The sequence below is a fragment of the Sphingobium vermicomposti genome, assembly GCF_011762025.1.
Taxonomy (GTDB): Bacteria; Pseudomonadota; Alphaproteobacteria; order Sphingomonadales; family Sphingomonadaceae; genus Sphingobium; species Sphingobium vermicomposti.
Map to the genome: position 1 here is coordinate 693,457 of NZ_JAASQR010000002.1, position 20,621 is coordinate 714,077.

General features: G+C 62.9%; 21 protein-coding genes. 9 read left to right on the forward strand and 12 right to left on the reverse strand.

Annotation, left to right across the window (positions count from 1 at the left end):
• Positions 1-15 precede the first annotated feature (15 nt).
• Together FHS54_RS08165 and FHS54_RS08170 are read right to left on the reverse strand one after the other, a co-directional pair.
• On the reverse strand, positions 16-711 hold the full coding sequence (locus FHS54_RS08165) for an anti-sigma factor family protein (protein ID WP_167303290.1): 696 nt from the start codon (positions 709-711) through the stop codon (positions 16-18).
• A complete protein-coding gene (locus tag FHS54_RS08170; RefSeq protein ID WP_167303291.1) occupies positions 708-1,196 on the reverse strand; it encodes an RNA polymerase sigma factor in 489 nt (162 codons plus the stop codon). Before FHS54_RS08170 ends, FHS54_RS08165 begins: the two co-directional genes overlap by 4 nt.
• Before the next feature lie 87 nt (positions 1,197-1,283).
• Here FHS54_RS08170 and FHS54_RS08175 point away from each other — a divergent pair, with 87 nt between their 5' ends.
• Both FHS54_RS08175 and FHS54_RS08180 read left to right on the forward strand, forming a co-directional pair.
• Positions 1,284-2,609 carry a S8 family serine peptidase gene (locus tag FHS54_RS08175; protein WP_425057303.1) on the forward strand — a complete coding sequence of 442 codons (1,326 nt, stop codon included), beginning with the start codon at positions 1,284-1,286 and terminating at the stop codon, positions 2,607-2,609.
• 101 nt (positions 2,610-2,710) lie between these two features.
• A complete protein-coding gene (locus FHS54_RS08180; protein WP_167303292.1) occupies positions 2,711-3,352 on the forward strand; it encodes a hypothetical protein in 642 nt (213 codons plus the stop codon).
• A gap of 173 nt (positions 3,353-3,525) precedes the next feature.
• On the opposite strand, the gene ctrA is transcribed toward FHS54_RS08180, so the two are convergent.
• Together ctrA and FHS54_RS08190 are read right to left on the reverse strand one after the other, a co-directional pair.
• Entirely contained in the window at positions 3,526-4,233 is a 708-nt protein-coding gene (gene ctrA, locus FHS54_RS08185) for a response regulator transcription factor CtrA (RefSeq protein ID WP_167303293.1), read from the reverse strand.
• 206 nt (positions 4,234-4,439) lie between these two features.
• Positions 4,440-5,333, reverse strand: a complete 894-nt coding sequence (locus tag FHS54_RS08190; RefSeq protein WP_167303294.1) for a LysR family transcriptional regulator — start codon at positions 5,331-5,333, stop codon at positions 4,440-4,442.
• A gap of 107 nt (positions 5,334-5,440) precedes the next feature.
• Between FHS54_RS08190 and FHS54_RS08195 the strand changes: the two genes are divergently transcribed.
• Positions 5,441-6,160: a pirin family protein gene (locus tag FHS54_RS08195; protein WP_167303295.1), complete on the forward strand. Its 720-nt coding sequence runs from the start codon at positions 5,441-5,443 to the stop codon at positions 6,158-6,160.
• 99 nt (positions 6,161-6,259) lie between these two features.
• Here FHS54_RS08195 and FHS54_RS08200 read toward each other — a convergent pair whose 3' ends face one another.
• Positions 6,260-7,246 (reverse strand): acyltransferase family protein, encoded by a 987-nt coding sequence (locus FHS54_RS08200; RefSeq protein WP_167303296.1) that lies wholly within the window; start codon positions 7,244-7,246, stop codon positions 6,260-6,262.
• Between the two features lie 67 nt (positions 7,247-7,313).
• Here FHS54_RS08200 and FHS54_RS08205 point away from each other — a divergent pair, with 67 nt between their 5' ends.
• From FHS54_RS08205 to FHS54_RS08220, 4 genes are all read left to right on the forward strand, one after another.
• A complete protein-coding gene (locus FHS54_RS08205; protein WP_167303297.1) occupies positions 7,314-7,991 on the forward strand; it encodes an RluA family pseudouridine synthase in 678 nt (225 codons plus the stop codon).
• A 5-nt stretch (positions 7,992-7,996) separates the two neighbouring features.
• Complete coding sequence (gene arfB / locus FHS54_RS08210) at positions 7,997-8,422, forward strand: alternative ribosome rescue aminoacyl-tRNA hydrolase ArfB (RefSeq protein WP_167303298.1); 426 nt, start codon at positions 7,997-7,999, stop codon at positions 8,420-8,422.
• A 38-nt stretch (positions 8,423-8,460) separates the two neighbouring features.
• Entirely contained in the window at positions 8,461-8,946 is a 486-nt protein-coding gene (locus tag FHS54_RS08215) for a GAF domain-containing protein (protein ID WP_167303299.1), read from the forward strand.
• 126 nt (positions 8,947-9,072) lie between these two features.
• Positions 9,073-9,903 (forward strand): RcnB family protein, encoded by an 831-nt coding sequence (locus tag FHS54_RS08220; RefSeq protein ID WP_167303300.1) that lies wholly within the window; start codon positions 9,073-9,075, stop codon positions 9,901-9,903.
• A 142-nt stretch (positions 9,904-10,045) separates the two neighbouring features.
• Here FHS54_RS08220 and FHS54_RS08225 read toward each other — a convergent pair whose 3' ends face one another.
• Together FHS54_RS08225 and FHS54_RS08230 are read right to left on the reverse strand one after the other, a co-directional pair.
• Positions 10,046-10,864, reverse strand: coding sequence for an arginyltransferase (locus tag FHS54_RS08225; RefSeq protein ID WP_167303301.1), 819 nt, complete (start codon positions 10,862-10,864; stop codon positions 10,046-10,048).
• Between the two features lie 117 nt (positions 10,865-10,981).
• Positions 10,982-12,229 carry a threonine ammonia-lyase gene (locus tag FHS54_RS08230; RefSeq protein ID WP_167303302.1) on the reverse strand — a complete coding sequence of 416 codons (1,248 nt, stop codon included), beginning with the start codon at positions 12,227-12,229 and terminating at the stop codon, positions 10,982-10,984.
• A gap of 98 nt (positions 12,230-12,327) precedes the next feature.
• Here FHS54_RS08230 and FHS54_RS08235 point away from each other — a divergent pair, with 98 nt between their 5' ends.
• On the forward strand, positions 12,328-13,197 hold the full coding sequence (locus tag FHS54_RS08235; protein WP_167303303.1) for an NAD(P)-dependent oxidoreductase: 870 nt from the start codon (positions 12,328-12,330) through the stop codon (positions 13,195-13,197).
• Positions 13,194-14,888 carry an amidohydrolase gene (locus tag FHS54_RS08240; RefSeq protein ID WP_208404822.1) on the forward strand — a complete coding sequence of 565 codons (1,695 nt, stop codon included), beginning with the start codon at positions 13,194-13,196 and terminating at the stop codon, positions 14,886-14,888. Before FHS54_RS08235 ends, FHS54_RS08240 begins: the two co-directional genes overlap by 4 nt.
• A 21-nt stretch (positions 14,889-14,909) precedes the next feature.
• Here FHS54_RS08240 and FHS54_RS08245 read toward each other — a convergent pair whose 3' ends face one another.
• The 5 genes from FHS54_RS08245 to FHS54_RS08265 all read right to left on the reverse strand — a co-directional run bounded on the left by FHS54_RS08245 (position 14,910) and on the right by FHS54_RS08265 (position 20,605).
• Positions 14,910-16,649, reverse strand: coding sequence for an MFS transporter (locus tag FHS54_RS08245; RefSeq protein WP_167303304.1), 1,740 nt, complete (start codon positions 16,647-16,649; stop codon positions 14,910-14,912).
• The gene (locus FHS54_RS08250) at positions 16,649-17,401 is read right to left on the reverse strand and encodes an FkbM family methyltransferase (RefSeq protein WP_167303305.1); all 753 of its coding nucleotides are present in this window, start codon (positions 17,399-17,401) and stop codon (positions 16,649-16,651) included. Before FHS54_RS08250 ends, FHS54_RS08245 begins: the two co-directional genes overlap by 1 nt.
• On the reverse strand, positions 17,398-18,543 hold the full coding sequence (locus FHS54_RS08255; RefSeq protein WP_167303306.1) for a glycosyltransferase: 1,146 nt from the start codon (positions 18,541-18,543) through the stop codon (positions 17,398-17,400). The genes FHS54_RS08250 and FHS54_RS08255 overlap by 4 nt, the downstream gene beginning before the upstream one ends.
• Positions 18,540-19,796 (reverse strand): hypothetical protein, encoded by a 1,257-nt coding sequence (locus FHS54_RS08260; RefSeq protein ID WP_208404868.1) that lies wholly within the window; start codon positions 19,794-19,796, stop codon positions 18,540-18,542. The genes FHS54_RS08255 and FHS54_RS08260 overlap by 4 nt, the downstream gene beginning before the upstream one ends.
• 62 nt (positions 19,797-19,858) lie before the next feature.
• Positions 19,859-20,605, reverse strand: a complete 747-nt coding sequence (locus tag FHS54_RS08265; RefSeq protein WP_167303307.1) for a methyltransferase domain-containing protein — start codon at positions 20,603-20,605, stop codon at positions 19,859-19,861.
• Between the last annotated feature and the right edge of the window lie 16 nt (positions 20,606-20,621).

The window sequence follows — 20,621 nt, forward strand, 5'->3', positions numbered from 1 at the left end:
CCTATCGCATTAAGTTCAGCGCCAACCCCCAGCCCTCGCCGCCGCTTCCTGCCGCGCATCGGCAGGATCGCCCGCGATCAAAGCGTCGACCGTGGCCATGATCCGGGGATCGCCAGATGCAGCCTGCCGATAGGCTGCGCGCTCATCGCCGCCCGGCAGAAGTTGCTGGATCCGCCAGCCCTCTCCCTCCCGGCATGCGACGCCTGCCACTACATCGCCATCAAAGCTGCGGCACCAGCCCCCCTCCTTCCGGCGAAAGCTCAGGCCGATGCGGATGGACGCGCCATCCTGCGCCGAAGCCAGTTGCGTATCCAGTGCAGATTTAAGCTGTCCCCCGGCCAGCATCGCCCCGTCCCTTACCAACACGGGACCGTCCGCACGGTTAGTCCATTGTCCGACGGCGACGCCCAACAGCAGGCTAGCGGCGATCGCCCCACTCATGCCCCAGTTGCGCCAACGCGATCCGCCAGGCTGGGGCATGGTCACGACCTTCGCGCTCTCCCGCAGGGGAGCCTCCATGGCAGATGGAACCGGCTCGCTCACAATCGGCGCATAATGATCCGAGAGCCGGTGGCGCAGACGGCGGTGCATCTCCAGACGCGCCGCCAGCGCGGGATCGTCCGCCACGGCGCGGTTCACACGCCTGCGGGTGACCTCATCCAATTCCCCGTCCACCCACGCGATCAGCATCGCTTCGTCAATGTTCGTCATGCCGCTTCCCCCAGCAATTCAAGAAGAGCGCCGCGCCCCCGCACCAATCGTGACGTCAAGGTGCCCATGGGAATGCCCAGAACATCGGCAGCTTCCTTGTAGGACAGGCCCTCTACCAGCACGAGAGCGATGGCTTCCCGCTGCTCGTCGGGCAATGCGTTCATCGCGCGATCGACATCCCCCAGCATCATATGCGCTTCAACATCACGGTCGCCCGCGTGACCGACATGCTCCCCCGCCTCTTCCGGCGCGAAAGTGCGGGCAGCGCGCTGCCGCGACCGGCCTTCATCGATCCACAGATTGCGCATGATCCGATACATCCAGTTGTCCAGTCTCGTTCCAGCTTGCCACTGGTCCCGTGCCCTCAGCGCCTTTTCGACCGCCGCCTGGCAAAGGTCATCCCCGTCGGCGCGGTCGCGCGACAGGCTCGCCGCAAAGCGGCGCAGCCGGGGAAGGATCGCCAACAGATCACTCTCAAATGACATCTGCTCTCCTGTTGCCGTCAGGGATGAAACGGCTGGCGGCGAACGTTTCATCCCTGATCTTATTCCTTTATCGGAAATATTCGGACGATGGCTCATTTTGACGACGAGACGACCTGGCTGTCCACGTCCAAACGGCAAAGATTTGAAGAGAGCGACATGAAATCCACGCGGGCCTTGATCCTCACTATCCTGCTGTTGACAGGCCCCAGTGCCAAGGCGCAGCTACTGCCGTCCGCTGGCGACACGTTGGGAATAGACCGTGCCCTGACACATGTGCAGGAGCGCGCCGAAGGCGCTCTGACTCAAGCTGATCTCGACCGGCTATCCCCCGCGCGGCTCGCAGAGCGTTTGATGTCATCCAGGGATGCTCGCATCCGCGCGCTGCTAAGGCAACACGGCGACAGCATCGAACTGGACGAGAGGCGGCAACCCGCGCGTCGGGGCGTGATATTGCTAACCGGTGCCACCGCCTCCAGTGTCGAGGCGCTGCGGAAAGCAGGTTATGGCGTCGAAAGCGAAGTCGTCGAGGGCCTGGGCCTATCGGTCACCCGGCTGGTCGTCCCCCAGGGCCATACTTTGATCCGCGCCCTCAAGCAGGTCCGTTCAATCGCTCCCGAAGCCCAGCCCAGCGCAGACAATCTCTATTTTCCCAGCGGAACACCTGTGCTGCTGATGGAGACAGCGGCCCTGGCAGGCGGTGGATCGCCCCAAGGCCGCGTCGCTGGACTGATAGATGGCGGCGTCGCCCGCCACCCATCGCTATCTGGCCCTGTCGAGCAGCGGGGGTTCGCGCGCGGATCACCCCGCGCCAGCGCCCATGGCACAGCCGTCGCGTCGTTGATCAGCGGCACCGGCATGATCCGGGGCGCTGCGCCCGGCGCGCCTTTGCTCGTTGCTGATGTCTATGGCGATGACCCCGCGGGCGGCAGCGCATTTGCCATTGCACGGGCGCTGGGTTGGATGGCGGCGCGCGGGGTCGATGTGACGACTGTCAGCTTGGTCGGCCCTGACAATCCCCTGCTGGCAGGGGCGATCCGGCTGGCCAAAAGCAAGGGCGTGACGGTCGTCGCAGCCGTGGGTAATGACGGCCCGGCAGCCCCCCCGGCCTACCCCGCCTCCTATCCCGAAGTCGTCGCCGTGACGGGGATCGACGGGCGCGGGCGTCTGCTACCCGAAGCGGGCCGAGCGCGGCACATCGACTTCGCAGCCCCAGGCGCCGACATGAACGCGGCGCGAATCGAGGACGGCAAGGGCCGCGTGCGAGGTACGTCCTTTGCCGCACCATTGGTTGCGGGCCGCCTGCTGGCGACCGGAAGCCTGACAGCGCTGGCCGCCGAAGCGACGCGCAAGAACAAGGCGGACCGCCGCCTCGGACGTGGAATCGTCTGCGGCCAGTGCAGAAATTTGAACTGAATTACAGTATCTTGCACGATTTCTCTCAGTTGCTGGGATGAAACCCAACGGCGCCCTCGTTGTTCTGCCATCGGATCGACAAACAAATGAGGAGACGATCGATGAAAGCGAAGTTCATTCTGGCCACTGCCTGCCTCGCCGCGATGACGGCGGCTCCCGCTTCGGCGCAGCTTTTGGGCGGCGGAGGCGGCCTCGGCGGTGGGCTGGGCGGAGGCCTTGGCGGCGTCGGCGGCTCGTTGGGCGGAACGTTGGGCGGCTCGGGCGGCGTTGGCGTGGATCGCGCCGTCGACCTGCAAAATGGTCGGGTCAGCGCGGGCGGATCGGCTCAGGGCCGCGCAGACGGTTCGACGGACGGTACCATCACCCGCAAGGGCAAGGCGAGGAGCGGGAGCGCATCCGGTTCCCTTACCGGCTCAGCCAATGGCAATGTAACCGCTGACACGATAGGCACGGCTGATGTGACCCAAGCAGCCGGTGGTGCGCGCGACCACGCCGTCGGTACCGTCAGCGCCACCCGCGATCGTGCCGCCAGCGCCGCAGCCACTACTCAGGGCAAGGCGAACGCTACGGCTCACACCGCCGGAGATCATGCGCGCGCTGCGGCCAACAGCGCAAAGTCAGCATCCGGCAGCGCCACGGGCGCACTGAACGGGGCGGCGGCGCTTGACGCCGGTGGCCACCTGTCGGGTCACGCTGATGCCGCCGCATCAGGTGCAACCTCTTCCAGTCAGACGGGCGAATAACGCCTTTAAGGGCGGTCCCACGACCCCCGGCTTTCAGCCATTTCCGCCCTTTGCCTGACTGGGGGCCGGTGATCATCAGGTCACCGGCCCATTTTTGTCGGTATGACGAACGCATAGAAAAGGCCAGCTGCCCCAAGGACAGCTGGCCTTCAATTCCACTATCGATGCCTGGATCAGGCGACCTTAGTCGCAACGTCCAGCGCTTCGTCCTGGTCGCGCAGCACATAGCCGCGTCCCCAGACGGTCTCGATATAATTGTCGCCGCTACAAGCCAGCGCCAATTTCTTGCGCAGCTTGCAGATAAAGACGTCGATGATCTTGAGTTCCGGTTCGTCCATCCCGCCATATAGGTGGTTCAGGAACATTTCCTTGGTCAGCGTCGTGCCTTTGCGGAGCGACAAAAGCTCCAGCATCGCATATTCCTTACCCGTCAGGTGGACGCGGTTGCCGTCCACCTCCACCGTCTTGGCGTCAAGGTTGACGGCCAGCTTGCCGGTACGGATGACTGATTGTGAATGGCCTTTCGACCGGCGAACGACCGCGTGAATACGGGCGATCAGCTCTTCGCGATGGAAAGGCTTGGTCACATAATCGTCGGCACCAAAGCCGAACGAGCGCACCTTGCTGTCCATCTCTGCAATGCCTGAAAGGATCAGCACCGGCGTCTGCACCTTGGCCGCGCGCAGCTTCTTCAGCACGTCGTAGCCGTGCATATCCGGCAGGTTCAGGTCCAGGCAGATGATGTCATAGTCATACAGCTTCCCCAGATCGAGCCCTTCCTCGCCCAGGTCGGTCGTATAGACGTTGAAGCCTTCGGTCGTGAGCATCAGCTCAATCGCCTTGGCCGTGGTCGGTTCATCTTCGATTAGCAGAACGCGCATATGAAGCCCCTGTCCTTGCAGATCCCGTAAACCCCGAAGAACGGCGTCTGCTCCAATTCATTAACCAAAAAACTTCTGAAGGACAAAGGTTAATTTTTCGCTAACCCGCAGAAATCCACGAGTCGCGGGAATTTGAATCTATTTACAACGCTTTAATGACAGACTGATTCAAATGCCGCTGAGAACCAATTTTCACCCTCTGACCGTCAGCAGCCATGGTTGCGCGTGATGAAATCCAGCAACGCTTCGACCCGCCCGGAACGCAATCGCGATGGCGGCGTAACCAGGTGCAGACCCAGCGGCGGCGGTCGCCAGTCGATCAGTATTTCCTCCAGATCGCCCGCGGCAATAGCAGCGCCGACGATGAAATCGGGCAGCCGGGCAATCCCTACCCCGGTCAGCAATGCGGGCAGCATCGCTTCCCCGCTGTTGACCGTGATGCGGGAACGGACCTGCACCGCCACATTCTGTTCCCCCGGTCCTACAAAGCGCCAGACGTCGGGCGTAGGCGCATTGGAATAGCAAAGGCAATCATGGCCGCTAAGGTCTGACGGATGCGCTGGACGCCCGCGTTCATCGAGATAGGCCGGGGACGCAACAACATGCACATGCATGTCCGCCAGCCGCCGGGCGCGCAGTGAACTATCGGGCATGTCGGCGATACGGATGGTCGCATCCAGCCCCATTTCTATCAGGTCGATCCGCGCATCGGACAGGTGCAGATCGACGTCCACGCCGGGGTGGAGCTTCGTAAACTCGGCAATCAGCGGTGCCACGCGCAACAGGCCAAAGGTCATGGGGGCGCCCAGCCTCACTGTCCCGCTCAACTCGGTCGTCTCCTGACGCGCCGCCTCCTCCGCCGCCTGTCCTTCGGCAAGGATGCGGGCGGCGTGATCGGCCAGCCGCTTACCGCTTTCAGTCAGCGCTAGACGGCGGCTGGTCCGGGCGAACAGGCTGGTGTCGAGATGCTGTTCCAGCCGCGTCACGGCCTTTGACACGGTGGCCTTCGAAACGCTCAACGCTTTGGCGGCGTCAGTGAAGCTGCGATGTTCTACCACGGCGGCGAACATCGCCCAGGCTTCCAGATCGGGGAGACGCATAAGGGAAACAATCCGTTTCAATGCTGCTTGTTTAAGAAACGATCCTGATCGCTAGATTGGCGGAAAGCAAGCCGGAAGCTCCGGCAGCGCATTGAAAGGCACAGCAGATGAGCAACATCGTGCAGAACAGCATTGAACGCCGCCCCTTCGCCTCCCTCGGCCATGCGGATCATGGCTGGCTCAATGCCCGGCACCATTTTTCCTTCGCGGATTATCATGATCCCGCCCGGATGGGCTGGGGCGCGATCCGGGTGTGGAACGATGATGAGATCGCGGCGCAATCCGGCTTTCCGCCCCATCCTCACCGCGACATGGAAATCATCACCTATGTCCGCACCGGCGCGATCACGCATCAGGACAGCCTGGGCAATAAGGGCCGCACCGAAGCAGGCGACGTGCAGGTCATGAGCGCCGGGACAGGCATCCGCCACGCCGAATATAATCTGGAAGATGAAACGACCACGCTCTTCCAGATCTGGGTAATCCCCAGCGCAACAGGTGGATCGCCAAGCTGGGGGGCAAAGCCGTTCCCCAAGGGGGATCGATCCGGCAAGCTGGTCATCCTGGCCAGCGGTCATGATGAGGACAAGGAAGCGCTCCGCATCCGCGCCGACGCCCGCCTGCTGGGCGGCACGATCAAGGCGGGGGAAAGTGTGACCTATGACAGCGCCCAAGGACGTCATATTTATCTGGTGCCTGCAACCGGGCGAATAGAGATTGACGGCCAGCTTTTCGAAGCGCGCGATGGCGCGGCAATCATCGGCGGAAAGCCCTTCACCATCACCGCACTGGAAGACGCCGAAATCGTCCTGGTCGATAGCGAATAGGCCCGTCCAACCCCGACGGGCCGACGGCCGCCCGCCTCCTTCCCCTCCCCCCGGAGGCGGGCGGCCACATCGCATTCGGGCTGATCATCGCCTGATAGGCTACAGGAAGATGCGTCGGCCTACGGCACTGCGCTTCATGAGGTGATAGGCACCCATCGGCAGCGCCACGGCGAGGGTCAGCAGCCACGGCTTGCCCAGTATCGGCGAAAAGTAATGGATCACCGCCACATGCAGATACATGATGACGAGCGAAGCACGGCCCACGCCCGCCAGCCAACCGCCGAATGGCCCGACCCGTACCGAAAAGCGGAACAGCAGCAGCGACGTCGCGACCGCCGATCCGATCGACAGCAACGGCGCACCATAATCCGCGGCTTTCATGTTCAGGGTCGGCAGCAGGCCGGACAACCCGCCCAGCGATAGCGCCGCCAGCGGCCACCACATCCATCGCCGCCAGGCCACTTTCTGCCAGGCCGCCCCGACCCACAGCAGCACAAGCGCCATGGGGACGCTCAACAAGCCAAGCACCGAAGCGTCGGTAATCCAGCCCAATATGTAGGCGATGGGCAGAAGCGGTAGAATCACCCATGCCCACCGCCTGTCGAGCGGGTCGCGCCACCGCGCCAGCAGCATGTTAAAAAGGATGCGGCCAGCCATCAGGCACGGCACGAACCAGAAGATGGTATATGGCCCCCGCAGCCACGAACCGCCCAGCAACACCGGCAGCATGTCCTGAGGCCACTGGTCGAAAATGGGGCGATGCCCCTTCAACGGCTCGACGATCTGATCCGCCACGATCAACAGCGCCAGAAAAGCGGCATAGGGCCGCATCTGCGATCCCAATTGGCGAAGAGTGAAAGCTCCGGGCGGCTGCGCGCGCGACAACAGGCCCGACAACAGGAAGAAAAGCGGCATGTGGAAGCTGTAGACCGCATCGCGCACGGGTCCCTGCGTCCACACATGACCCACGACTACGGCGATGATGCCGACGCCCCGCGCCACGTCGACCCATTCAAGTCGTCCGCCGCCCGGCACCCATTCCGACGGTGCCGTTCCGGCCCCGCTGCTGCTCCCCCTATTGTCCATGGCTTTCACGCCCTATAGGAAGCCCCAGACCCGTCAATCGTCATCCCTTGCTATTGGACCATCATTCTTGACCCTGCTTCATGACCGAGTCCTGTTTATCGATGGCGAAGCCATCATCCTGGACAAGCCCTCCGGCTTGCCGGTCGATGCGCCGCGTGACGGATCGCTTAGCCTTGAAAATCACCTGTCGTCGTTGACCTTCGGGTTTCAGCGCTGGCCGCTGCCTGTCCATCGACTGGACCGGGATACGAGCGGCTGCCTAGCCCTTGCCCGTAACCCCAAGGCACATAAACGCTATGCCGCCGAATTTGAGGCAGGCACCGTCACCAAACGCTATATCGCCGTGCTGGAAGGCGTGCCGGATCAATCCAGCGGCACCATCGACCTGCCGCTGAAAAAGGTCAGCAGCGCGGCCGAAGGGTGGCGGATGATCGCCGCCAGCGATGGCAAGGCGGCACTGACGGAATGGCGAATGCTTGCGGAAAAAGATGGCCGTTCGCTCCTGCTGTTCACGCCCCGGACGGGCCGAACGCATCAGATTCGCAGCCATGCGCTGCACGGCCTTGGTATCAGCATCGCGGGTGACCCGGTCTATGGAGACGGTGCGGGGGCGATGATGCTGCACAGCCGTTTCCTCAGCATCCCTCGCGGGTCAAAGCCTCCCGTCGAAGCGACTGCGCCCCTGCCCGCCAGCTTCGCCGCTGCCGGGTTCGGGCCTGAATATCTGGATGAAGCAGGGGTCTAGCGCCCTTGCCGCTCATCCCCATCACCCGCTCGATATCGATCGACGCGGACGAACTGTTCGAAAGCTTCGTACGTTCGACGGGCGCGGGTGGCCAGCATGTGAACACCACCGACAGCGCGGTGCAGCTTCGGTTCGACGTCGCGAATAGCCCGTCCCTGCCCGAAGCCGTCAAGCACCGGCTGGCCGCAATCTCCGGCCGTCGGATGACGATCGATGGGGTCCTCATCTTGCGATCGGAAGGGTCCCGCTCACAGCTTTTGAACCGGCAGGAAGTGCTGGCGCGACTGATCGAACTGATCCGTGAGGCGACCATCGTTCCTAAAGCGCGCAAGGCGACCAAGCCCGGCAAGGCCGCCAAGGCGCGCCGGGTTGATGCCAAGAAGGCACGCAGCTCAGTGAAGCAAGGCCGAGGCCGGGTGAAATTCGACTAGATTTGGCAGATGCGCGCTATAACCTCTATATCCGACCCATGTTCGATTTCTCCCCCTCGCCCAATGCCGACAAGGCAGTGATCTATGCCGACCTGCTCGCCGCAGCCGATGCGATCACGCGGGACGAACCGGACGTCATCGCCAACATGGCCAATGTCGCGGCGCTCATCTGGCAGTTTCTACCGGACCTCAACTGGGCGGGATTCTATCGAATGGTCGGGGAAGAGCTGGTGCTTGGCCCCTTTCAGGGCAAGGCCGCCTGCATCCGCATCCCATTGGGACGCGGCGTCTGCGGCACGGCAGCGGCGTCAGGCGAAACGCAATTGGTGAAGGATGTCCACGCCTTCCCCGGACATATCGCCTGCGATGTAGCCAGCGCTTCGGAAATCGTGATCCCGGTGACGCTAAAAGGATGCGTGGTCGCCGTGCTGGACCTGGACAGCCCCGTCATGGCGCGCTTTAACGCTGCCGATCAGGCCGGACTGGAAGCGCTAGTAACGCAGATCGCCCCGCGCATCGCCTGACCGTGCCTTGCCCCGATTCGGGACAGGAGCGCCGCTGGCTCGCGTGGATCGATACGGATCACCATGCTAAACAAGCTGTTAACTGCGCGCGGACTGACGCGCGCCCGATATGACGGGGAGTTGAGCATGCGGATCTGGAGCATCATGCTGGCAAGCACTGGACTGGCGCTGGGGCTTAGCGTTCCGGCAATGGCAGGCGAATCCGCCCCAGCTGGCGCGACACTGCCAATGATGGGCAAGGCCGGCTTTTCGGGCAGGACCGTTCACCGATCGGGTCCGCGCGTTCAAGCCCGCTGGTTTGCGGGATGGCGCGCGCCGGGCGGCTGGGCAGCATATCGTCGGCCTGTCGTTGGCTATGTGCTGCCGTCCTACTGGATCAGCCCGGCATATCGGATCGGCAATTACGGCGCTTATGGATTGCCCGCGCCAGAGACCGGATATCGCTGGTCGCGCTACTATGATGACGCGGTGATGACCGACGATCAGGGCCGGGTCAGGGACCATCGTAGCGATGTCCGGTGGGACAATGATGACCGACGCGATCCTCCTTATGGCGCGGATTACGACGATGACGTCACTATGTCCGACGCGCCGCCCCCTCATGAATATGAGGGCCGCTGGACCGGCACCTGGCGCGATGAGAAAGGCCGGACCTACAGCGGCGAATATGAAGGCCGCTTCGAAGGCGAAGCGCGCAGCAACTATGGCGTCGACTACGACGCTCCGCCCTACGCGGCTGCCCCCCAAGTCATCCGCCAGGGCGGCGCGGGCCAACCCATGGTCACGACCACATATGCGCCCGGCTATTATGCCAACGGCTATTATTATCCCGGCCCGACGACCACGACCATCGTCGTTCAACCCGTCATGACCACGACCCGCACCTATGTGACCAGTAACGCCGCTCCGCGTCACCACGCACACCGAAAAGCGCACCGGGATTGTAACTGCAAATAAGCGGGACCGCATCGCCTGTCGAAGGGAGACCATCCCCATCCGACAGGCGGCGCGCCATCTTGGCGACGTGATCGTTCAGCTGATTGTTGACGACCTCTTGCGGGAATGATGCGGGAAGAAAGCAGCAGCCCGGTGAAGGAATCTACTTCCTGAAAATTCCGCCCAATTCGAAGGGCAGCGGAGGCTCGTCACGCGATACGGCACTGCGGATCGCCTGCGCCTGTGCCTGCGGATCGAAGCGGACCCAGCCGCTGCGGCTCAACATTTCCAGCGGGTGATAGCGGACCTTATACTGCATCCGCTGCGATCCCTCGACCCAATAGCCCAGATAGACGTAGGACAGCCCCGCCTTGGCTGACCGCAAGATGTGGTCCATGATGATGTAATTACCCAGGCCCTTGCGATGCTCCAGCTCTGTATCGAAAAAGCTGTAGATCATCGACAGGCCATCGCCCTGCCGGTCGGTAAGACAGGCGCCAACCAGTTTGCCGGGGCGGCCATTTTCGCCAGGCTCGCGATATTCGACGACATGGCTTTCCACCGGGGTCTGTTCGACCATGTCGGCGAAATCCATCTCGTCCATTTCGGTCATGCCGCCGCCCGGATGACGCGCGCGCAGATAACGCTGCAGCAGTTCGAACTGCTCCTCGGTCGACCAGGGCTTGCACGCGGTGACAATCAGATCGCTGTTGCGGCGAATAAGTTTGCGCTGACTCGCGTTAGGCTCGAACTCATCCGCCACAACACGAACGGAAACGCAGGCGGAACAATCCGCGCAGCTTGGCCGGTAAGCAACATTCTGGCTACGACGAAATCCGATGCGGCCCAGCGCGTCATTAAGCTCCGACGCATTGTCACCGTTTAGCTCGGTGAAAACCTTGCGTTCGCTCCGCCCCGGCAAATAAGGGCAGGGGCTGGGATTGGTCACGAAGAACCGTGGAAAGCGAAAAGGTGCGGTCAAGCCACTGTCTCCGTCCCGACCCTGCGTGATGCTTGAATCATGGGGCAACTATGCCGCCCCCCGCCGTCTGTGAAAAGGACATTTACCACGAAAATCGGATCACCCGAAGTTCGTCGATCAAGCCACCTCGATCGGTGCCACTTCGTAGCCCGCTTCCCGCAGTGCCGCGAGCAACCGGTCAAGATGAGCGCCGTCGCGCGTTTCGCATTCGACGTCCAGGCTCAACCCCTTGGCCGGAAGGTTGGTGAAGATCCGCTGATGCGACAGCTCGAGGATATTGACCGCTTCCTGATCGAAAATGCGCGCGACATGGAACAGCGCGCCCGGTCGGTCCTGCAGGATGATGCGCAACCGCGCCAACCGCCCGGAACGGGCCAGGTCGCGCAGCAGCACATTGGCCAGCAGGCGCGTGTCGATATTGCCGCCGGTCAAGACCAGTCCGACATTACGCCCCGCGAACAATTCCTTGTGCGTCAACAAGGCGGCAAGCCCGGCCGCGCCAGCGCCTTCCACGACGGTCTTTTCAATCTGCAACAACAGGCTCACCGCCTCTTCCAGATCGCGCTCGCTGACCAGCAGCACGTCGTCGGCAAAACGTTCGACGATGCGGCGGGTGAGTTCGCCCGGCTCCTTGACGGCAATGCCCTCAGCCAGCGTGTCGCCATCGCAGGGCAGGTTCGCGCCTTTGATATGGCTGTACATGGACGGATAAAGATCCGCCTGCACCCCATAGACGCAGATGTCCGGCTTCATCGCCTTGGCCGCCGTCGCCATGCCCGAAAACAGGCCGCCGCCGCCGATGGGGATGATCAGCGTGTCGATTTCCGGCGCGTCCTCCAGCATTTCCAGCGCGACGGTACCCTGCCCGGCGATGATGTCGGGTTCGTCAAAGGGATGGACGAAGGTTAACCCCTGATCCTTTGCCAGCTGGCGCGCATATGCGTTGGCGTCGTCAAACTTTTCGCCATGCAACACGACCGTCGCACCGTGCCCCTGCGTCTGCGTGACCTTCACCGTCGGCGTCGTCTTTGGCATCACGATGGTCACGGGCACACCCAGACGGCGGCCATGATAGGCAAGGCCCTGCGCATGATTCCCCGCCGACGCCGCGATCACGCCCGTTCGCTTGGCATCTTCGCCCAGCTGCAACAGGCGGTTCAGTGCGCCGCGCTCCTTGTAGGCAGCGGTAAACTGCAGATTTTCGAACTTCAGATAAACCTTGCAGCCCAGCATCGTCGACAATGTCTGACTGATCAGCGTCGGCGTATGCACCACCGCGCCCGAAATCCGCACGCGCGCCGCCAATATGTCATCGACGGTAACGGGCAGCGGCAACGCGCCTTCGATCTTGCTCAAGGTGTTCATGGGATCGCCCCCTAGCCGAAATTTAACGCGGAAGGAACTGGCCCTCGCGGAAAACAGCCCTTATGGCGGAAAGGACGGGCGCTAATTGTACGAGGCATATGGCTAATATCGCGTTTATAGGCCTGGGCGTCATGGGCGGCCCGATTGCTGGGCATCTGGCGCAGGCAGGGCACAGCCTTACCGTTTACAACCGGTCGATCGGCAAGGCGAAACGGTGGGTCGAACTCTATGGCGGCGAGGTGGCGGTCAGCCCGGCCAAGGCAGCGGAAGATGCCGAAATCGTCGTTAGCTGCGTCGGCACGGACGATGATCTGTCGCAGGTCACGTTGGGCCGCGAGGGCGCGTTCCGCACCATGAAGCCGGGCGGCCTCTTCATCGATCACACGACGGTTTCCGCCCGGATCGCGCGGCAGTTGTTCGTTGAGGGAGAAAGCCTGGGCCTGCACTGCGTCGATGCCCCCGTCTCTGGCGGACAGGCAGGCGCGGAAAATGGCAAGCTGTCCATCATGTGCGGTGGCACCGCGCCAGCCGTCGATGCGGCAAAAATCGTGATGCAGGCCTATGCCGCCCGGATCGTCCATGTCGGCACCGCAGGCGCGGGCCAGACGACGAAGATGGTGAACCAGATCTGCATTGCAGGCGTCGTGCAGGGTTTGGCGGAGGCGCTGCGTTTCGCTCAGGCAGCCGATCTGGACCAGGATAAGGTATTCGACGCCATTTCCGGCGGCGCGGCGCAAAGCTGGCAGATGGACAACCGCTGGAAAACGATGGCGCAGGACAGTTTCGATTTTGGCTTTGCGGTGGATTGGATGAGGAAGGATCTGGGACTAGCGCTGGAGGAAGCGCGCGCCAACGGATCGACACTGCCCGTGACCGCACTGATCGACCAATTCTACGCCGACGTTCAGGCTATGGGCGGTAACCGGCAGGACACGAGCGCGCTGGTCCGCCGGATCACCCGCGCATGAGGCAAAGACTGATCGCGGCGCTGGCCGCACTCGCGCTTCCCGTTCCCGCGCTGGCGTCCGGCGTCATCGACAATGTGAACGGCATCGCCCTCGACGCCAGCGGAAAGATCGTGCGCTTCGGTGCGCTGCTGATCGATGATGAGGGCAAGGTCGAAAAACTGCTGCCGGGCCGCTATCAGGACCCGCCGCGCAAGAAAAAGCTGAAGAAAGGCGAAGTCTGGCCCAAGGGTCCCGACTTCAAGCTGGATGCGGGGGGCAAGACGCTGATCCCCGGCCTGATCGATGCGCATGGTCATGTCATGGGCATGGGCCTGGCGTTCATCACGCTGGACCTGTCGGGCACAGGCTCACTGGAGGAGGCGCAGGCGAAGATTCGGGCCTATGCGGCCGCCAATCCGGCCCGCAAATGGATCATCGGAACCGGCTGGAACCAGGAAAGCTGGGGGCTGGGCCGTTTCCCTACCGCTGCCGACCTGGATGCTGCGGTCAGCGACGTGCCTGTATGGCTGGAGCATGTTGATGGCCATGCAGGCTGGGCCAACAGCCTTGCGATGCGCACCGCCAACATCACCGCCACGGCCAAGGCACCGCCCGGCGGGCGGATTGAGATGGCGGGTGGCAAGCCGTCGGGCGTTTTCGTCGATAGGGCGATGGAGCTGATCCAGAAAGCCGCCCCGCCGCCCGCGCCCAAGGACAGGGACATCGCGCTGGAAAAGGCGCAGCAGGCGCTGCTGGCGAACGGCGTCACCGCCATTGCCGACATGGGTACCAGCATAGAGGATTGGCAGGCGTTTCGCCGGTCGGCCGACCGGGGTGCGCTGCGCGTACGGATCATCTCCTACGCGCTGGGCCTGGACAATATGGTCATGATCGCCGGGCCGGAACCCACGCCCTGGCTGTATGACGATCATCTGCGGATGGGTGGCCTCAACTTGACGGTGGACGGCGCACTGGGATCGCGCGGTGCATGGCTGAAGGCTGGCTATGCCGACGCTCCCGGCCAGCGCGGGCTGGAGCTGATCCCCTCGACCCCGCTGCGCAACATGATGAGCCGAGCGGCGATGGACAATTTCCAGATCGCGGTCGATGCGGTCGGCGATGCGGCGAACAGCGAACTGCTCGACGCCATCACCGAACTGAGCCTGACCTATAAGGGCGACCGGCGCTGGCGCATCGAACAGGCGCAGATTGTCGATCCCTCGGACCTACCGCGCTTTGGCCAGAACGGCATCATCGCGTCTATGCAGCCTGTCCAAGCGGCATCTGGCTGGCGCATGGCGACGGCCCGGCTGGGCGAAACCCGGCTTAACGGCGCTTATGCGTGGAAGGCTATGCTGGACAATCGCGTTCCCGTAGCCTTCGGGTCGGGCGTGCCGACCGGAACGCTCAATCCTTTCATCGGCATGGCTGTCGCGATGAGCCGGGAGGACGGCACGGGCCAGCCCGCAGGCGGATGGATGCCGCAACAGCGCGTCAGCTTCGAAGCCGCACTGGACAGCTATACCCGGCAGGCAGCGTTCGCGGGATTTGCGGAAAAGCGGTTCGGCAGCCTGATTCCAGGGCAGCGCGCCGATTTCGTGATCATCGACCGGGATATCTCAGTCTCGCGTCCTGCGGACATCCGGGCCACGCAAGTGCTGGAAACGTGGATCGGCGGAAAGCGGGTTTATATGAAGGGCGTTAAACCCTGACCCTGTCCCTTTCCGCCATCGTCAAAGCACATCGCCGGAAGCGTTGAACGCATCCTCCATCGTTTCGGGCAAAGGCGGCAGCACAGGTTTGTCACAGCCCACTTCCTTCATATGCGCCCGCAGCGCGTCCATCCTGCCAAGGTTCCAACGCGCCAAAGGAACGCCCAGCGGGCGGAACTCGGCGCGGTCAAACAGCTCGACCACATATTTCTCGCAAAGCTGATCGACTTGATCCAGCGTCAACATGGCAAGGTTCATGACCATGGGCCGCCCCGGCACGCCATCACGGCCCCGCACCAAATCCGTTACGTACAACCCCCCGCGCGGGTCAACCAGCACCACATCGGCCTGCGACGCGTCGATCATGCGATGACTGGCGGCGTAGGGCGCGACAAAGACATGGGTGCGCCAGACCAGAAAGGCGCTGGCCATCAAGGTGACCGCGACACCGATGAAGATCGGCCGCATCGCCGCCGGACGAAAGCGCGCCCAACCCAGCCCCGCCAGCAGGCAGAAGGGGCCGATAAAACCGTGAGCATAGCGAAAGCCCCAGCCATAGCCCTGCGCCAACGCCAGCACGCATCCGGCAAAACAGCCCAGCGCCAGCGGCAGGGCAATTTCCTGCCCCTTGATCGCGCGCCGCCACTGCATCGCGAACACGCCCAGCGTAGCGAGCGGCACCATCAATATGTTGTTCCAGGCGGCAAAACGGCTGAGGTTCACCAGCGGCTGCCAACGATCGCCGAGCCGTTCGAACAAGCTGCCAACCTTGTCCGCCACCCCTGCGGAAGGGCGGATATCGGACGGTGGCCCCAATATCTCCACCAAAAATCCGGGCCACAGCTTTGCCCAGACGACGACAATTGCCACCAAAACGATGACGTGGAAGGCCGCCGCCTTCCATCGCCGGGCCAGCAGCATCCACAGGATGAAAGGCGCGATGAAGATTGGCGGAAAATGCCATTGATGCAGCCCTGCCGCCACCAGCGCAACAGCACCTGCGCTGACATGTCCGACCACGCCGCCACGCAGCACCAGCGCCAGCCACACCATGTTGAGCGCGAAATGGCCGGTCATGGCATAGGGCGTCATGGCCGTCACCCACAGCTGGGCGGACGACAAAGCGAGCAACATGGTCACCCACACCGCGTCAGGCCGCGTCGGAAACAGGTGGAGCGCGACCCGCCACAGGGCAAACAGCCCAGCAATCAGCAGTGCTGGTCCCGCCATGTTCGGGTCGCCCAACTGCCAGAACATCGCCTGTATTGCACTGTTCACCGGCAAATAGGCCGCCGTCCAATAATCTGCCGCGCCAAAGGGGGAGAAGAATTCAGGCATGATTGCCCGGCGATAAGGCTCCCATTCCACTGGAATCGGCCGGGCGAACAGCCCTTCGCGCATATAGGCAGCGGCGAACCGGGCAACCTCTTCATCGCGCGAAATCGCGTAATTCTGGAACAGCCAATAATGCCCGGCCCATGCGACCAACCCGAACAGCAAGATCAGCGGCACGATGATGCGCGCGCGTGGCGCTGGCAGCCGCAGGCCCATCCCCCCCGCGAACGGCGCTGCCAGCGTCAGCAGCAGCAGCCCGCCCAACAAAGCAGGGAAATCCTGGTCCAGGAACATGATGACTGCCAGACTGATGCCCTGCCGGTAGGTCACATGCCAAAGGAAAGTCGCGCCCAGCCAGAGCGTCAAGCCGATGGCCCCTGCCAGAAGCAGGCGTCGGGCATCGACAAAGCGAGCTGCGGTCTCCATCAAGCGCCCTGCGGCAGCAGCGCCTGGTTGACGAAAATACCGTCCATTTCCACCAGCAGCGGAAAATGCCCCTTATTATTCGCGAAAAATGCGGACGGCCGGAAAGACCTGTCCGCCAACCAATCGATCATGGCGCGATAATTGGTTCCGCCTTCATAGATGGGGCGGACGCCAAGTTCGGTCTGGACCCCGGCTATCTGCGCCAGCAGGTCGCCTGCCCCTTCGCATACCGACAGGTCATGCCCCTGCGTGTCCATTTTCAGAAACGGTCGGGTGAAGGCGTGAGCCGCTTGAAGCTCGGGCAGCAGGCTATCGATCCGGCGGCACTGCATCTCCACCGTCCGGCTCACCCGGTTGCGGTCGGCAAAAATCGCATCCTGCCCCTCGGACGGATTTTCCAGAGAGCTGAACTGATCCGCCGCCATGATGTTGAATCTAGCCGCGCCGTCGAAATCGGACAGGGCCAGGTTGAAAACATGCCATCGGGCGTCCCCGGATGCGCGGCGTGACAGTTCGGCGAAAATATCGGGATTTGGTTCAAAGGACAGGATCGTGCCGGCAAACCCCGCATCCTTGCGTAGCATCGTCGCATATTGTCCGCGGTTCGCGCCCACGTCGAACACGCAGTCGATGGCAAAAGCGGACAGAAAGCGCCGCAATGCCTGGATTTCGGGATATTGATGGATGCGCCCGGAAACGGCGAGGCGAAGCGCCAGCGTGCGGTCGGTCAGTTCGCGGATATAGCGGTTCATGCCTGTGACGTCACCACGGAGCGATAGATGCCGATCGTCGTCAACGCCATGTCCTTCCAGCTGCCCATCGTCTCGCCATAGGCGCGCGCCTCTGCGCCTGCCGCCTGTCTGATGGCCGTGCTTTCGATGAGCCGCAAGAGGGCTTGCGCGAGCGCGGGCGCATTTCCGGCAGGCGTGCGCACCGCAACGCCCTCTGGAAGCGCGGCGAACATGCCCGCATCGGACGTGACGATCGCCTTGCCATGGTGCAGCGCCGACAAGAAAGCCCCGCTGGAATCGATGTGCCGATAGGGGAACAGGATGATGTCAGCCTTCGCCATATGCGCGTCCAGTCGGCCTTCGGTCAGGAAGCCAAGGTCGGTGATCAGCCGGTCGCCGAACCCGGCGGCGCGCACGCTATCGATCAACGGATTGATGTCCATGAACGGCTTGCCCGCCAGCACCAGATCAAAGGCCAGGCCCGACCGCCACAGTGAAAGGCAGGCTTCGATCAGCAGGTCGACGCCCTTATAGGGACGGATCGTACCGAAAAACAGCAACCTCGGCACCGTCGGATCAGGCACCGCCGCCAGATCCTGCGCCCCCGCCCTTGCCAGGCGCATCGGCGGATGCGGCGTCACATGGATGCGGTCCGGGGGCACGCCCTGGCCCTCCAGCGCACGCCGCGTCGTTTCGCCATGGACGATCAGCACGTCGAATTGATCCAGCAGCGCGCGATAGCCCCGCCCCTGCACCCCCGCGTCAGCATGATAGGCGTCCGCATTGTGCACAGTATGGACCAGCGCCGTTCGTCCTTTCAAACGGCGGAGCAATATCCGATCGGCGGGCGCAAGTGGCAGCCATTGAAAATGAACGACATCCGATCGTTCCAGCGCACCAAGTGCGCCCAGCGCCGCCGTCGCGCCATATTCCACCGCCTTGATAAGGCGGAACGCTTTCCCTTCCCCCAGCTTGGCGCGCAGGGCTTCGCTGTGGCGAAAGAAGCGGGGCGCATATTCATAGCCTTCCGGCACGATCGCGTCGGTCGATCGCATCGGGCGGCCCAGCAGCGTCACATCCTGCCCCTCTTCTGCCAGCGCCGTGCACAGGCTGTCGTCATAGCGCCCGGTAAAGAGCGACGGATCGACCATCGCGACCTTCACCGCTTGTCATCCAACAACCGGCGGAGCGACAGCGCATGGAGCATGGCACCCAGCACCAAAGTGGCTGTGTAAAATGAAAGGAAGGCGATATCGAACCGATCCCGCAGCAACAGCGCCAGCGGAACGCTGAGCAGCGACCCTGCCAGGAAAGGCAGCGATCGGCCCAGCAGATGCGCGAACCGGCCAAGCGCCGCCTGGACGTAAACCGAAACGCAGATGATCGTCAGTGCAAATAGCGCCACGTCCACCAGCAGCAGGTCCAGCGATGAAATCGCGGCCCGCCCGTCAAACAGCTTCCCGAAAATCCAGGTCCCCGCCAGGCCCAGCGCGACCGAAACGCCTAGCGCGAAAACAAAACCCGCGCCCAGCGCACGCGTCAGCAGTTGCCTCAACCGGCCACGGTCGTCCGCGTGAAAGGCCCGCGTGATGCGCGGCAGAGCAGCCTCCACCGCTGCCCGAACGAACATGGACAGCGCCCGCGACATCTTGAAGAAAAAGTCGAACAGCAGCATCGGGCGCGCGTCCTGCGTCGCCAGCGCGATGGTGAAATAGGGCGCATTATACGCAATGATTTCCGACATGGTGAACATGGCCGATGCGCCGATGTCGCGCAGATAATGGGCACGCACATGACCACCGCCCTCGCGAAAGGCGAACCAGTGCCGGACGGTCATCCCCAGCCGGGCATGAACCAGCATGATCGCCCATCCAATGACACAAAGGCTGACGCCCAGTTGCAAAGCCACCGACACGCGCGGATCAAGCCCCTGCAAGATGAAGAGCAGCAGCGTGATCGTCACCACCCGCCGCATGAAATCCAGTGCTTCCCACAGGAAATTGCCATCCACGGCGGCGAGTGCCCGCTTGGCGAGCAAGGCGGGAAGGTTGACGCAGGCGGACAGGAAAAAGAGGATGAACAGCACCGGCATCGTCGTGTCGATCCCGCCGGATGCCAGCGCGATCAGCAGGATGGCCAGCCCCCCGGCAATCAACAGGCCAAGGAACAGGAACAGCACGCCCATTTCCTCCAGCCGGAACTGGCCCGCCCCCTCTTCCCTGATGCCCAGCCAGTGCCGCCGCAGCCGCGCATAGATGATGCTGGTAAGGCCGAACTCCGCCGAAATGGTGAAATTGCCGAACGCGACGAGCAGCAGGAACGACTGAAATTCGCGCAACGGCAGGGCGCGCACGAACACATAGGTGACGGCAAAACCCCAGATCAGCGTCAACCCGACATTGGCCAGCTTGACCATGGCCAGAATGCGGGCCGACCCTTCCAACCGGGTGACCGCCGTGCCACCGGGCTGACCCACGGCTATGCGGTTCCGCCGGGCTTGCGCGCGCGGAACAGCCGGTCGTCCAGCCCGAACAGATGACGCACGTCGGCATCGATGCCGCTCGCGTCAATTTCCTCCAGCTCAAATCCCGCCGCGCGGATGCGATCGGCAAAATCGGGACCATATTGGCGGACATGGTCCCACTGGCCAAATCGGCGCTCGCGCTCACGCGGGGGGATGTCGAAACTGCCATCCTCGGTCGGTTTGTCCCACAGCGGAACGATCAACCAGGCCTCGCCCCCGGCTTTCAGCGCACTATGAATATTGCGCAGGACATGATGATCATCCGGCACATGTTCCATCACATGGCTGGCGTAAAAAAGGTCATAGCGATCCATTTCCGCCAGGGCCATCAGGTCGACGCGCCGCATCGCCGGGACGCTATACCGGTCGGGATTGAGGTCTGCTGGCACATAATCGGCAGCGGCGGAAAAGCGGCGCACAAGGCTCGCTTCGTTGGGCGCCATGTGCAGGATCGCGCCCGCTGAAGGGACCGACAGGACATTGGTGGCGATCAGATGGTTCATCAACCGCTCGCGGGGCGAGGCCCCGCAGCCGGGGCATCCCCATTCGGCATTTTCACCATAACGAAAAAAGCCCACGACCGTCTGCCCGCATGCAGGACAGGCGCGATGGGCCCGCGCGCCTAGCGCCTTGCGGGCCATCAATATGGTCCGGGTCAGATGTTTGCCGACGGCCTTTGCCACCCGCTGGAAAGTAATCACGCCTCGGCTCCGATGA